Origin of the sequence: Vibrio sp. Vb1337 (assembly GCF_033338715.1) — a bacterium.
Taxonomy (GTDB): domain Bacteria; phylum Pseudomonadota; class Gammaproteobacteria; order Enterobacterales; family Vibrionaceae; genus Vibrio; species Vibrio alginolyticus.
In genome coordinates, this window is the sequence record NZ_JAWOTD010000016.1 from 41,168 (window position 1) to 54,169 (window position 13,002).

Annotated in this window: 13 protein-coding genes; 2 read left to right on the forward strand and 11 right to left on the reverse strand. The window is 46.3% G+C overall.

What is annotated here, in order from left to right; all coding sequences use genetic code 11:
• The first annotated feature begins 186 nt into the window (after positions 1-186).
• The gene (locus tag R7E42_RS17235) at positions 187-1,104 is read left to right on the forward strand and encodes a leukocidin family pore-forming toxin (protein ID WP_005376731.1); all 918 of its coding nucleotides are present in this window, start codon (positions 187-189) and stop codon (positions 1,102-1,104) included.
• Positions 1,105-1,179: 75 nt separating this feature from the next.
• A complete protein-coding gene (locus R7E42_RS17240) occupies positions 1,180-1,863 on the forward strand; it encodes a topoisomerase I (protein WP_130545126.1) in 684 nt (227 codons plus the stop codon).
• Between the two features lie 65 nt (positions 1,864-1,928).
• Here R7E42_RS17240 and R7E42_RS17245 read toward each other — a convergent pair whose 3' ends face one another.
• The 11 genes from R7E42_RS17245 to R7E42_RS17295 form a co-directional block, all read right to left on the reverse strand.
• On the reverse strand, positions 1,929-2,633 hold the full coding sequence (locus R7E42_RS17245; RefSeq protein WP_130545155.1) for an ABC transporter ATP-binding protein: 705 nt from the start codon (positions 2,631-2,633) through the stop codon (positions 1,929-1,931).
• 22 nt (positions 2,634-2,655) lie between these two features.
• Positions 2,656-3,939, reverse strand: coding sequence for an ABC transporter permease (locus R7E42_RS17250; RefSeq protein ID WP_239932585.1), 1,284 nt, complete (start codon positions 3,937-3,939; stop codon positions 2,656-2,658).
• 2 nt (positions 3,940-3,941) lie between these two features.
• Positions 3,942-5,156: an ABC transporter permease gene (locus R7E42_RS17255; RefSeq protein WP_262627436.1), complete on the reverse strand. Its 1,215-nt coding sequence runs from the start codon at positions 5,154-5,156 to the stop codon at positions 3,942-3,944.
• The gene (locus tag R7E42_RS17260) at positions 5,153-6,424 is read right to left on the reverse strand and encodes a TolC family protein (RefSeq protein WP_318072870.1); all 1,272 of its coding nucleotides are present in this window, start codon (positions 6,422-6,424) and stop codon (positions 5,153-5,155) included. The genes R7E42_RS17255 and R7E42_RS17260 overlap by 4 nt, the downstream gene beginning before the upstream one ends.
• Entirely contained in the window at positions 6,417-7,550 is a 1,134-nt protein-coding gene (locus tag R7E42_RS17265) for an efflux RND transporter periplasmic adaptor subunit (protein ID WP_262580429.1), read from the reverse strand. Before R7E42_RS17265 ends, R7E42_RS17260 begins: the two co-directional genes overlap by 8 nt.
• A gap of 227 nt (positions 7,551-7,777) precedes the next feature.
• On the reverse strand, positions 7,778-8,338 hold the full coding sequence (locus R7E42_RS17270) for a GNAT family N-acetyltransferase (RefSeq protein WP_213966764.1): 561 nt from the start codon (positions 8,336-8,338) through the stop codon (positions 7,778-7,780).
• Between the two features lie 3 nt (positions 8,339-8,341).
• Positions 8,342-8,767 (reverse strand): GNAT family N-acetyltransferase, encoded by a 426-nt coding sequence (locus R7E42_RS17275; RefSeq protein ID WP_213966763.1) that lies wholly within the window; start codon positions 8,765-8,767, stop codon positions 8,342-8,344.
• 19 nt (positions 8,768-8,786) lie between these two features.
• Complete coding sequence (locus R7E42_RS17280) at positions 8,787-9,542, reverse strand: class I SAM-dependent methyltransferase (protein WP_318072872.1); 756 nt, start codon at positions 9,540-9,542, stop codon at positions 8,787-8,789.
• Positions 9,543-9,567: 25 nt separating this feature from the next.
• A complete protein-coding gene (locus R7E42_RS17285) occupies positions 9,568-10,200 on the reverse strand; it encodes a class I SAM-dependent DNA methyltransferase (RefSeq protein WP_318072873.1) in 633 nt (210 codons plus the stop codon).
• Between the two features lie 161 nt (positions 10,201-10,361).
• A complete protein-coding gene (locus tag R7E42_RS17290; RefSeq protein WP_203345885.1) occupies positions 10,362-10,877 on the reverse strand; it encodes a protein disulfide oxidoreductase in 516 nt (171 codons plus the stop codon).
• Positions 10,874-12,985 (reverse strand): protein-disulfide reductase DsbD family protein, encoded by a 2,112-nt coding sequence (locus R7E42_RS17295; RefSeq protein WP_318072874.1) that lies wholly within the window; start codon positions 12,983-12,985, stop codon positions 10,874-10,876. Before R7E42_RS17295 ends, R7E42_RS17290 begins: the two co-directional genes overlap by 4 nt.
• Positions 12,986-13,002 lie beyond the last annotated feature (17 nt).

Below are 13,002 nucleotides of genomic sequence, written 5' to 3' on the forward strand. Positions count from 1 at the left end.
GAATTTAAAAACTATGAGACATTAATCCCACGAATCTATCCTTTTTCTTTTTTTAATAAAAAACAAGATGCACTATTTCACCGCTCATTTATTGAGCTTGAATTTATAACCTGTCCATAATTATAAAGTGCCCATCAAGATAGTTTAAAACAAAAGTCTTTATGGGCTGACTAATAGGAAACAATAATGGAAAAACAGCATCTTTCCGCGAGTATTATCGCACTCGCTTTACTTGGTTCTTTAGCACCAGCACATGCTGAAGATACATTAAAATCTTACACTTCGACGTTGCTTCAGCTTGATGATGGTGATGCACGCTCGAAAAAAATCCGCTTAATTTATTCTTTAGAAAATGTCTGGAACCAATCTTTACTACCAAATGGCGCTAAAGAAGCTAAGTTGATCCTAAATGGCGGCTCTGGCTTCGACATGACTAATGTTCCAAACAAAGAACAAATCTATGGTTTTGCCACTGGGGGAGATTACCGTTACACCGTTCCAACGGCTTTTAAGCTGGCACTGAGCTATTTAAATGGCGCCCCTTTACGCCACATGAGCCATGCTCCAGAAAACACCATTGCAACGGCATCTGTCAGTGAGTCGCTAGATTTTAACCTTGGATTCAGTGCTTCTACTTCTCCAAATATTAGTGGGGGAATCTCCTGGAGCAACCGTGTAACGTACGACCAGCCAGAGTTTCAAACGGTTGCCGATTTTAACCAAGCTAACGAAAGCATTAATTGGTTAATTGAAAACAAGACTATCCGCCATAATACGCCAGCTAAAGACTGGTTATTGTATCGTTGGACCAGTTGTGACATGGGTAATTTGATTGATTACAATGAGTTACCTGTCGTTATGCGTTCAGATTTTAAACCACAAGTCGGCGTCGTATATAGAAAAAATGACATTCAAGATGGCCTAGATACATCAGAGGTCAAGCTGGTTGCTGGTTGGCGAAAAACCAATTACTACTTTGGTCGCGACTGGTGTAGCTGGTATACCACACCAGAAAATACCTGGAAGAAAAATCGTGATAGCAGTCAATGGACAGAGACTAGCCGAGCCGTAACTATCTCTTGGAATGACGATCTCTACCACTAACTTATTAGCCTGCGGCCACGGAATAAATAAGTGGCCGCCGTATTTACTAATGAAATAAACGGTAAGACATGACACATGACAAGTAACAAAAAACTCTTGACTGGATCGGCACTAGCACTTGGTGCAGTACTCGCCATATTTCTGATTAATTCAAATAACAAGAATGCCCAGACCGAACCTGTTGCAAGCCTTGACGAGCAAATCAAGACAGAAGACGCTGCGACAATAAGTGTAACGCCTCCTGAGAGCAATGCTGCTCAAAAGGTGGTTACCACTCCAACACCACAAAGTGGCAATGATGATACTTCCGACGTCATTCCAGCTACACCTTGGATATCTGCCCCATTAAATGAACTGAGCAATGAACTGTACGATTTTATTGAAGCTGAACAGGTAAGTTACATCAGTACGACCGACTATCCATTCGACGAGCAAAAGCAAAAACAATTGCGAACATTAGCTAAGCAAGGGGTTCCTATCTTGTTTGACAATACGGAGTCATCCTATTTGGATAGCTACGGTGTCAGCGAAACCAAAGTCGTATCAGAGTATTTTGGTACGGCGTCTGAAGGTGATGTCATCATCGCTACCGGAGTACAGAATGCAGATGGCAGCATTCATTATCTAGTTTTGCCTTTGAAGAGCAAAGATCTCAACGATAACAGTAAATTGATTGAGGACACTAAGCTCGCAATCACTCTACTTAAAGAACAAAAGCATGACTTGATAAAAGAGAGACAAAACGAACATCGCGAATAAAAGTAAAGGGAGATAGCCTCTGTATCGCTATTTCCCTTAAAACTCAGTTCTCAATTAAGAAAAGCTCATTTCTCCCTACTTACCGGCACCCTATCCGAAATTACCTTGCCGTCTTTGATGGTGATGATGCGTTTAGTGCGCTCTGCCAGAGCGTTATCGTGCGTCACGATGATCAATGTTCTGCCTTCAGCGTGAAGTTGATTGAACAAGGCTTCAATCTCTGCGCCGGATTTTGAATCCAATGCACCCGTTGGTTCATCCGCTAAGATGATTTGCGGATCGTTGACCAAGGCTCTGGCGATAGCAACTCTCTGCTTTTGACCACCAGAAAGCTGGTTTGGTTTATGGTCTAAACGATCCCCTAGCCCGACTTGCTCTAGCAATTTAGCTGCGCGCTGGCGACGTTCTTTGGCTTTGATGCCAGAGTAAACCAACGGCAGTGCCACGTTATCAAGCGCCGTCGCGTATTCCAATAAGTTAAAGCTTTGGAAGACAAACCCGATCTTTTGGTTACGAATGCCAGCCAACTCATTCGCACTTAAACTTGCTACGTTTTGGCCGCCAAGTTGGTACTCGCCATCGGTGGGCTTATCTAAACAGCCGAGCATGTTCATTAGCGTTGATTTACCCGAGCCAGACGGGCCAAGAATCGAAAGAAACTCACCTTGATTAATGGTTAAGTCTACGCCGTCTAGCGCGCGAACTTCCGCCTCCCCGCTTGAGTAGTATTTACAGATGTTGGTCAGCTCAACAAGCGGCTTGTTCGACATGTTCTTTCCAGAGTTATTGTTGTTATTCACTTTGTAGCGCCTCCAACGGGCTGACTTTTGCGGCTCGGTTTGCAGGTAACCATGCAGATGCCACACCAATGATCACTAAGGTGAGGATGACAATCGCGACAACGACCCACGACAACTCAGGGACAGGTTTACCCAGTTGTTCATAAAAAGCATTGCCCTCTAAAGGAATGGAACTGATGGCAGACACCAGCGCGTACGTCACGGCTAACCCAAACGCCCCCCCCATCATCATTGTCAATAAAGACTGTACTAAATAGTGCATGCGAATAGCCGTTGGGGTTGCACCGACTGCCATGCGCACACCGATATCACGCGTAGATCGCTTTACGGTGGCATACATCACATTGGCGATGCCAACACCAGCAACAGCTAACGTCACGAAGCCGATAATGCCAAGGAAACTCTGCAAACCTATCAGAAACTGCTGCATACTCTTTTGCTTAAGGAACATATCATCGACTTGGACGACCTGTTCATCACTGACACTTGCCCCGTGTTTACGGGCAATCACTTGCCTGATCGTCTTTGCTAAGGCTTCTCGGTCTACATCCGCTTGTGGCTGCACATTGATGCCACCAATTTCACCGTTGACATGAAATCGCTTCCACGTCGCTAACGGCACAAAGCTGGAATAGTTGATAAGATCCCCCAGTTCTATTTGGGCGCTGTTTTTCTCCAATACGCCCACAACAGTGAACTCCTCATTGCCGATTTTTACCTTTTTCCCCACAGGGTTGACTTGCAATGTGACTGTCGCAAACCAACTAAAGTCCTCATTCGGGTTGAATAAGTCGGCTGCCAGTTCATAACCCAGTACAACGACTTTGCGCGTCTCTTTTTGATCGAGTGGGTTTAACCATCGTCCCCCCGCCATCGGCACCAAATTGGTCATGGATTGAAACTCGCTCGTGACCGCTAACGGCTCTTGCCATGAGCTTCTGTCACCAACGGTGATGCGCTCTTTCCACTTCGCAGTTGGCGCAACGCTTTTTACATCGGGTAATGCTCGAACGATCTCTGAATCGTCCATTTTTAACGTCAGAAACTTACCTTGGTGAAAAGCACCGTGGTCGACGGTGGCCATCCCTCCGGTCAAATAGATCAAGTTGCCGTTACCATTTTGTGCGGTTTTCAATACGCCCTGACGAATGCCCTCACCTACCGCCAACATAGCAGCGATACAGAGGGTCGCCCACGCTACAGCCAGAATAGTCAAACCCAATCTCAGCTTTTCTGCGGCCATTTCTTGGAAAATTTGTCTCATCGGTAACAACATGACTAGGCCCTCGCACTCAAAGCAATGACTGGCGTGAGACGCGATGCTCGCCTTGCTGGGAAATACGACGCCATCAAGGCCAAGACAAGCGTCACAAATAAAGACCAAGCAATGGAATCTGGCGTGATCACAGGCAAACCAATCCATTCCGGTAATGCCATGCTGCTTAGGACAGATACCACGGCATACGAAAACATCAGACCTAATGCCGTGCCCACAGCTACCAAAATAAGCCCCTCAAGAATAAACTGACTGAGTATGGATTTTTGAGTCGCCCCGATGGCCAAACGCACACCGATTTCACGCGTGCGCTCAGTGACGGATAAAAACATGATGTTGGCAACGCCAAGCGCACCGACCGCCATGGTCATCGCGCCGCTCGCTCCAAGAAAAATCTGAATGCCACGCAAAATTCCACTGATGACCGCCGCTCCTTCACTAAAATCGGGTAATTCGACCGCATCTTTATCACTTGGGTCAAAATGAAGCTGCTTGGCGAAAAAGTTCACGATATTTTGTCGAAATGACGATGCATCCATCCCTTCTCTCGGCTTCATCAATACCATCCAAGGTTTCGCATCCCACAAATCGCGGTACGTTGTTTGAGGAATGAAAACCGTGCGGCTATCGCCGAATGAAATGCCAGTGTCCTCACCAACGGTTATCCCAATCACCAAAAACGGAATGCCGTTGACTTTGAGCCTATCCCCGATTTGGATTCCACCCATTTGCGCAATTTGATCGCCTAACACCGCCACGCGAGTGTGGTTGTCCATATCACTTGGTGACAGGTTTCTCGAACCGGATTGCAGCTTGCGTTGCATTAAAGGAAAGTAAGACGTATCAATACCGCTGACCGTACTCGATAAATTCTGTCCTTTGAGATTGGTGATATTCGCATCCCATTTGGCGTAAACGCTCGACGCCAGTTGCACGAAGCCCGACTGTTTGATCATGTCGACTTTTTCTTGTGGAATATCAATTTGTCGCCTTGAAGGTAATCCTTGCCACGGTTTACTGGTGCTCGATGGAAACACCACTTGCACATTGTTGATCATAAATGAAAACGACTGGGTCTGATGGCGATAAAAGCCTTCGCCAAGTGCGATTAACACCACCACAGAGATCACGCCCCAAGCAATCGCGATAATGGCTAGCACGCTCTTCATGCGGTGCGCCATCAACGTTTGCCAAGTTTGCTGCAACAGGCTGCTCATGAATGAAAAGCCCGAGAGATCAACGCCATGGTATCGTCATCGAGTTTCCCTGCGGTTTGCAGTAAGCCGATTCTCTTACGCCAATAGCTGTACAAGTTGGTTTGCAGACTGTTTTTCGCCTCAAACAAGCTGTTGTGTGCACTGATAACTTCCGACACTTCAAGCAGGCCAGCGTCGTAAAGTTTCTCTTTGCTTTGCAACACTCTGGCGCGCGACTCAACTAGCTCGTTCGCTATCAAAACTTGATTCCAGTTGATATCGACCTGCGTAAACTGCTGAATAACTCGTTTCTGAATATCAATTTCCACTCTACGCATATCTTGCTTGGCGCTTAAAATGTTCAACGATGCTTCGTCCACTTTCGCTCGCACTGCACCATTGAGGTCAATCGGCAAACTCAAACTAATCCCAGCGTTAAACTCGCCGTTTGAACGATTGTCACCATCGCTGTAGCCCACACTGCCTTTGACGGTTGGGTAGTATCCACCTTTAGCTGAATCTTTCGCGAACTCGCTCGCTTTCACCATCTGCGCCGCCACCAACAGCTCTGGACTGCTGTCTTTAGCCAGCTTTAGCCATTGCTCCTGAGAGTCCACCAGCATCGGCGGCTGAATCAAAGAATCCGTTCGAATTTGGTCGACACTCTCCGGCATTTGATTGATTAACGCCGCAAGCTCTGCTTTTTTCACTTCGAGATCGGCTTTTGCATTGAGGATACTTGCTTGCTCAGAAACTTGATTCGCTCGCATCTCTTCAACATCAACCGAATTCACTTTGCCTGCTCGATAGCGTTTCTCGATGATGTTGAGAAGTTCTTTCCCCTCCTCCAGCTTGGACTGCGCCAATTTGAGGTCGCCCTGTGCGCTTGCCACATCTAGGTAAGCGGTGAGCAACTTCTGCGCAAGCTCGTTATGTGATTGAGATAGCTCTAACTGTGCTTTGAGATAATTGGCATTCGCTTGATCCAGTTCCGACCACAAACTGCTATCCCAAATAGTTTGAGATAAGGTAGCACCGTAACTGTTGGAATGGCTTGAGGACTCATTCCAATCCGCTGACGCACTGGCGCTTAAACCCGGCAATAACGCACTGCGGCTACTCTGTACGCCAACCTCGCCAAGCTGGACGCCGATTTTCGCTTTTTCGTAATTAGGATCGTTCTGCTTTGCTTGTTGCCAAGCCTGTTCAATAGAAATTGCGTAGGTCGGCAAACTGAGCGTGGAAGCCAACAATGCAAAGGCGATTTTTGATCGTTGCAGTTTAACCATGCGCCGCTCCCATCATGCTGTTGTCGATAACCTCTTCATCAAGCTCCACGCCGTCAAGCACTTCGACATTGATGCCATCTGACAGACCGAGTTTCACCGGTTGTTTATGAAACCCTTGTTCTGAGCTGTCGGGGATCAGAACATTCGGTGCGTCACCATCAAATAGCAGAGCGCGCTCCGGTAGAGTGAGCACGTTTTCAGACTTCTTCAGAATGATTTGAGCCGTCGATGAAAAACCAGAACGAAGAAACACATCTTGTGGGATCTTGAGTTCTCCCACTTCAACCTCAAAACCGTTATCAAAACTTTTTGCCGAAGCATTGCCCTCTGGTGAGTTAAGGTTCTCAGATTGAATCGCCACTTTGGTTAGCACGCCAGAAATCGCCACATCAGGATAAGGCGCAACCGTCAGCATAACGGGCATTCCCGGAGACAACTGCGCAGCATCATGCTCACTGACGCTACCTTTAAAAATCAGACTGTTCATGTCGGCCAATGACATCATTTCAGTCGCGGCTTGGCTTGATTGAGTCGAGATGATCGGCTCTCCGACCTCAACTTTCTGGTTGAGTACTGTGCCATCAATTGGCGCGTAGATCGTCGACGTTAAACGCGCATCGCCGATAGACGCCTCGCCACTGCGGATGAGTTCGAGATTCTGGCGCTTTTGCAATACGTCCGCTTGCGCAGATTTGACTGCCGAGCGCGCACTTACGTATTCGTCGTAGTTACTTGGAATAATGTCCTGCTTGACCAAGCTTTCTAAGTTGGACAGTTTTTGTTTGGCGGATTCCAGATCGGCTTCACTACGCATGAGTTCTGCCGATGCATCCGTTAATGCTTGGGGGGTTGGGTTTGGACGCACTTTGATCAGCGGCTGGCCTTGCTTCACCTTTTCACCAACTTTCGCGTAAATTTCACCGACGATACCGTCGATTTGTGACTTGATAGACACGGAGTGTGCAGGGACAATTTTACCAACAGCCACCGCTTGTTTTTCAATCGTGCCTTTTTCCACAATCAATGTAGGCAGCAATTCTGGTTGAGCGGCAGATTGGAGATAGAAATACGTACCACCGCCGAGCAGCGCAATGCTCACAGCGGAGACAAGCCAACGTTTCGTCATTATTTATTCCAACAATTATTGGGTAGTCTAATGACTACTCCTAAAACACAAAGTTGAAGGAATAATATCCTGCTTTAATAGCGGTTTGGTTGTCACAGTTGGTATGGCTTTGTCAGTCGTCTCTGACAATCAAAGACCAAAAAATCTCGACGAATCATTCAGCAAAGACGCTGTCTACGATGGCGACTGACAAGCTCTGTAACCGCTCGTTTCAACCGCCACCCATTTCATTCTGAACAATGTGCAAAATGGTGCTGTTCTGTATCCTCCAATCGCATATCCATACAGTCTTGCGCCTCACGTCCTAAAGCAGGAAAAACCGCATGCGCTTTTAAAATGCCTTGGCTGATAAAGCCACATTTCTCCAACACACGAATACTCGCGTGGTTGCCAATATGCGGGGTAGTGCGAATGCGCGTTATACCCAAGCTTTGCAGGTAAACAACGCCAAGTTTGCAGGCTTGGGTTGCATAGCCTTTTCCCTGATAGCGAGCAGAAATACCAAAATGGATTTCACTGCTGTCTTGCTCAGGTATCAGCACCAGACAGCCTATAGGAGTTTGAGAAGTAAGTTCTTCAATGGTGAAGACTAATAGATTGGGAGACTTTTGATCATATTGAGCAAGCCATCTTTCGATAGCTTCAAGGGTTTGATTTGAATTTTGGTGGGCTTGGCGATTGAGGAAGCGACATGCTTGCTCATCGCCTAAATAGTTTTCAAACAGGGGAGCAGCGTCTGTTGTTTTGAGGTATCTGATTGCCACTTGTTGAGCTTCAACTCTCATCATGATTTAGCTCTGATAAACATTCGGTTTCCAGATTTGCATGAAGTTTTCTACTGGAGCAATAGGAGTGAACCCAAACTGTTCGTACAACCCATGAGCATCGCGGGTTGCAAGCATCATACGGCGTAAGCCTTGTAGTTCTGGATGAGCAACAATTTCTGAGATCAACCACTTACTGATGCCTTTACCACGGTGTGCCTCCATAACAAACACATCGGCAAGGTACGCAAACGTGGTACGATCGGTAATTAACCGAGCAAAAGCAACGAGTTGATTTTCATCATCCAAAACCGCGAAACAGAACGAATGGCGCAATGACTTCTCAAGGCGTTCTCTTGGAATGCCCTTTCCCCAGTAACTGTTTGAAATGAACTCGTAGATAACGTCTAAATCCATGTCATCTAACGACGTAGTAATTTGAAATCCTTGCATTGTATCCCTCAACATTGATTTATATTTTCTTAGCCACACAGACAAGCGAGTTGGCATTCGCCTCAAATGCTTGCGCTGACCAAGACTGGTACTTCTCTATGATTCTGAATCCCGCTTGTTCAAGGAAAACCTCTATGTCTTCCAGCGGACGATATTTTAAATCAATGCTGGAATACTCAATCGTTCCACCTTCAAAATGGCGCTCTTTCTTCAAATACATGATGGATGTTTGCAAGTCATACTCGGCCTTCATACCTAAATAATTCACTTCACCATAAGTAGGAGAAACATAGGTTTGCCACAGTGCCATCTCATTATCCAGTTCTAGATTCTCTGGCGTTGGTAACCGCGTATCGAAGACAAATCGCCCACCTTTTTCGAGGTGTCTTGATATTGAGCTCAGTGCACCTGCTAGCATCTCATCACTTAAAAAGGCTTGGAATGCATTCCCTGTCATTATGGCTAGGTCAAACTTCTTACCTAACGAAAACTGGGTTGCGTCGAGATGAAGAAAACGCAAGTTACTCCTGCTTTTGGCTTTGTCCTTTGCATGTTTGAGCATCCCTTCAGAAATATCAATGCCAATGGCTTCGTTGAGTTGCTCAGAGACTGGAATCGTGACAATGCCGGAACCACAACAGGCATCCAGTACACTTCGAGCATTGGTTTCTTCGATTAACCTTGTGATAAAAGCAATGTCGTGATGGTAATGCTGGTCGTATTGAGCATCGTATTCAATGCCAGACCCGAACTCGGTTAAATCTTGTGTTTTCAAAAACAATCCTTGTTTGTTACTTATTTCAGCGGTGTGACTTTTTCAGCTCTAGCATCAAGTATCGACACACATAACCAACACCAGATACGTAACCAATCACATTTTCTATGGAAACCACTTCCAACCCCGCTTGCTGACAGAGTTGCTCAACTTCACTTTCGGTATATGCCGTATGCACGACCGATCCACTATAAGTATTTCGAGGCAAATCTTGTCCATCCGGATCGTGGTATTGAAAGCTGATAAAACATCGTCCATTCGCAGTTAGCTTATGCGAAATGCACTCCAGAAGTTGTTGAGGCTCTGCTAGAAACTCAGTAAAACCAAGTGCGGTGATAAAGTCGAAGGTTTGTTCAAACAAAGGGGAAAATGGCTCATCGAGATTATGAACCGCGACGCTTTGATAGAGGTTAGTTTGGCGCGCTTTATCAACCATTTTGGACGAGATGTCTAAGCCATGGATGGCGAGTTCTGGATAGTGACTTTTTACGACATGGCCGATACTGCCAGTCGCACAGGCTAGGTCGAGAACCGAGCCTTGCTCGATGGGAAAGGTTTTTAACTTCTCAGAAATCCAACGTGGACCGACGTAGTGACTGTCATCCACCAACTTTTGATAGCGATCCGACACATCATCATACATTTTTGCTACGTTCATCGTTTCCTCCTTGATAACCAGAACGATGCTCGAATGTAGCACGCAATAAGCATCTAGACACTTATTGGTTAACTAGTTCTTTATGGTATGTGACCGACTGGTTGTTTAGGACAACAAAAAAATCCGATACTCAATATTTTGAATATCGGATTTTTATAGCGTTATCGAGCTAACCAAACTCTCGCTAGTATTCCTATCGGAGTAGTAACGCCAGTTGTGACGGAGGAAATTTCACCATTTCTTAAAACATAAATGGTTGGGGTCACGCTAATTTTCCATTCGCGCATAATATCGCTTGAAGGATCGTTTATGTTTTCGAAACGATATTCTTTTGCCCTCATAAACTGCGCCACACGCTCATTCGGTCCCGACGAGCCAGAAACGCCAACTACGGTGTAGTCATCACTCAGCCAGCTCACGCTTGGGCTTACAAATTTACAAGCGGGACACCAAGTCGCCCAAAAATAAACAACGACAGGTTGTTCATAACTTTGCGCGATTGCATCGAAGTGTTCACCATCGCTCAATACTGAGCTCAATGGTGGTGCCTCCTGTTTAGGAATATCTTTAGTGCGATACCAATCCATCGCGATGGAAATGACGGTGACAATGAGCACCATCTGTACGATTTGAACGAGCCAATATCGGAATGTTCTACGCCGCTTTGTCGAACTCATTGAATAGCTCCCCCACTCGCTTGCTTCACCGCACTTAAAACAACATCATCAGTCAGGATCACAGGTAACGGGATACCTTGTGGCGCTGCCGGGCCATAGACGATGTTAAACGGCACACCGTAACGCCCATGAGCTCGTAAAAAGTCCGTTACCGAGCCGTCCGGATGTGTCCAATCCCCTTTTAACGTCGCTACATTAGGGCTTTGCAGCAATGAGTAGACAGGATCTTGCCAGATCACACCGATCTTGTTCGCTTTACACGTGACACACCAATCCGCAGTGACATCCACAAACACCACTCGCCCATTATTGACGTGATCTTCAATCGCCGAGTTAGAAAGCTTCTGCCACGCTAAGTCCTCAGGAAGCGGTGTCGCCCATTGGTCGGCAGTGACGCTACCAAGTAACAGGCCACCAGCTATCAACACTAATGACGCAGTTCCGGATACAGCAAGCGCTTTCTCACCATACACTTTCTTAACTCTTGCCATCATTACAACAAAAGCAGCCACAGCGATAAGTGCAATCCATAACATCGGAACATGATTTGCCATTAATGAAAGTAGCCAAACGCTGGTTGCCAACATCATTATGCCAAACACTATTTTAACGACATTCATCCACGAGCCAGGCTTTGGTAGTTTCAGCGCGATATTTGGAAACACAGCGACTAAGAGCCAAGGCAGTGCCATACCCAATGCTAATGCTGTAAAAGTTGCAAATAACGTTAATACGTCGGCACCCAAGGCAAATGCCACGGCAGTTCCTAGAAAAGGCGCGGAGCAAGGCGTCGCAAGCAATGTGGCAAACATACCTTGAACATAGTGACCAACTAGGGAGTTATCACCTTTCGAGGCCAGCCATGTATTGGTACCCGATGATAGACGGATTTCAAACAGCCCCAGCATATTGGCCCCAAACAAAGTGGTGACCAACACCATCAAACCTAAGAACCAAGGGCTTTGAAATTGCACGCCCCAGCCAATGGCATTACCTGTTAGCTTAAGCACCAAAATAAAACCAGCGAGAATCCAGAACGACGTTAATATACCAAGTGACGAGGCAACAAACTGAGCGCGAATTTGACGACGCTCGATACCTTGAGCGGCAACAATACTACTTAGCTTCATCCCCAAAACCGGAAGAACGCAAGGCATGATGTTAAGAATTAAACCGCCGAGCAACGCGAATAGAAAAACACTCGTTAGAGACGTGCTCGGCAGCGGTTCAACTATTGCCTCAGCAGTTGCTTGAGTGGTTTCTTCTGCTAGTAAATTGGTGTCTTTGATGGTCACAAACAACGACTGACCATCTAACCCCACATCGCCCAGCCAAGTATCAACGATATAGCTCGCGGTGACGATGTTTCCTTCTTGATGCATTCCTTCAAACTTGAAGCTATAGTCTCGCGTTGCTTCATCGACACCATCCACCAGCACTTGTGGTTGTTGCCAACCCTGACTGTTCTGTAGCTTGATTTGTAGTTTCGATTGGTTCGCATCCCAACTCGCCTGAGTAACATCAATAAACGGCGATGGCTGCGGCACGTTACTCACTGCTTGAGCGTAACTGAACATCACGTCTTCATCGACTTTTAGATCAGAAGGCAAGAACGTCAATTGAATTTGATAGTCGGTCAGCACACAAATCGTCGTACAAGAAGAAAGTGTCAGTACCGCATCAATCGTGACAGGTTTGGACATGTCTTCGACGTGCAGCGTCATGGGGAACAAAGTGTCGCCTTTATACCCAAGAGTCTCGATACCTAATAGTTCGAATTTTTGTGGGTGTGGCCATTGCCAATCCACTTTGGATAAATTTTGTGAATTTTGCCAATCAATAGATGGTGCTACGCCGCCCTCACCAGGTGAACGCCAGTAAGTTTTCCAGTCCCCAGCCAACTTGACGTCCAGATAACCAGTGATTGTTTTGGCTTGCAGGTCTTGTTGACCAGTGAGCACAAAGCGCGTTTGCACTGGAGGATGTTGTGGGTTGGTTAGCCAACCTGTATCAGTAGTTTGAGCTGAAATACTCAGAGAGAGCAAACTCAAAGCAAGCGTCATAAAAAACATGGACGCAAACTGAGTCAGTTTAGTAATTTGATTCATAGTGATTCCTAGTTATA

Coding starts and splice junctions, on each gene's coding strand:
- R7E42_RS17265 (WP_262580429.1), bottom strand. CDS start 7,550: ATGACGAAACGTTGGCTTGTCTCCGCTGTGAGCATTGCGCTGCTCGGC.
- R7E42_RS17250 (WP_239932585.1), bottom strand. CDS start 3,939: ATGTTGTTACCGATGAGACAAATTTTCCAAGAAATGGCCGCAGAAAAG.
- R7E42_RS17260 (WP_318072870.1), bottom strand. CDS start 6,424: ATGGTTAAACTGCAACGATCAAAAATCGCCTTTGCATTGTTGGCTTCC.
- R7E42_RS17270 (WP_213966764.1), bottom strand. CDS start 8,338: ATGATGAGAGTTGAAGCTCAACAAGTGGCAATCAGATACCTCAAAACA.
- R7E42_RS17275 (WP_213966763.1), bottom strand. CDS start 8,767: ATGCAAGGATTTCAAATTACTACGTCGTTAGATGACATGGATTTAGAC.
- R7E42_RS17235 (WP_005376731.1), top strand. CDS start 187: ATGGAAAAACAGCATCTTTCCGCGAGTATTATCGCACTCGCTTTACTT.
- R7E42_RS17295 (WP_318072874.1), bottom strand. CDS start 12,985: ATGAATCAAATTACTAAACTGACTCAGTTTGCGTCCATGTTTTTTATG.
- R7E42_RS17240 (WP_130545126.1), top strand. CDS start 1,180: ATGACAAGTAACAAAAAACTCTTGACTGGATCGGCACTAGCACTTGGT.
- R7E42_RS17245 (WP_130545155.1), bottom strand. CDS start 2,633: ATGTCGAACAAGCCGCTTGTTGAGCTGACCAACATCTGTAAATACTAC.
- R7E42_RS17255 (WP_262627436.1), bottom strand. CDS start 5,156: ATGAGCAGCCTGTTGCAGCAAACTTGGCAAACGTTGATGGCGCACCGC.
- R7E42_RS17290 (WP_203345885.1), bottom strand. CDS start 10,877: ATGAGTTCGACAAAGCGGCGTAGAACATTCCGATATTGGCTCGTTCAA.
- R7E42_RS17285 (WP_318072873.1), bottom strand. CDS start 10,200: ATGAACGTAGCAAAAATGTATGATGATGTGTCGGATCGCTATCAAAAG.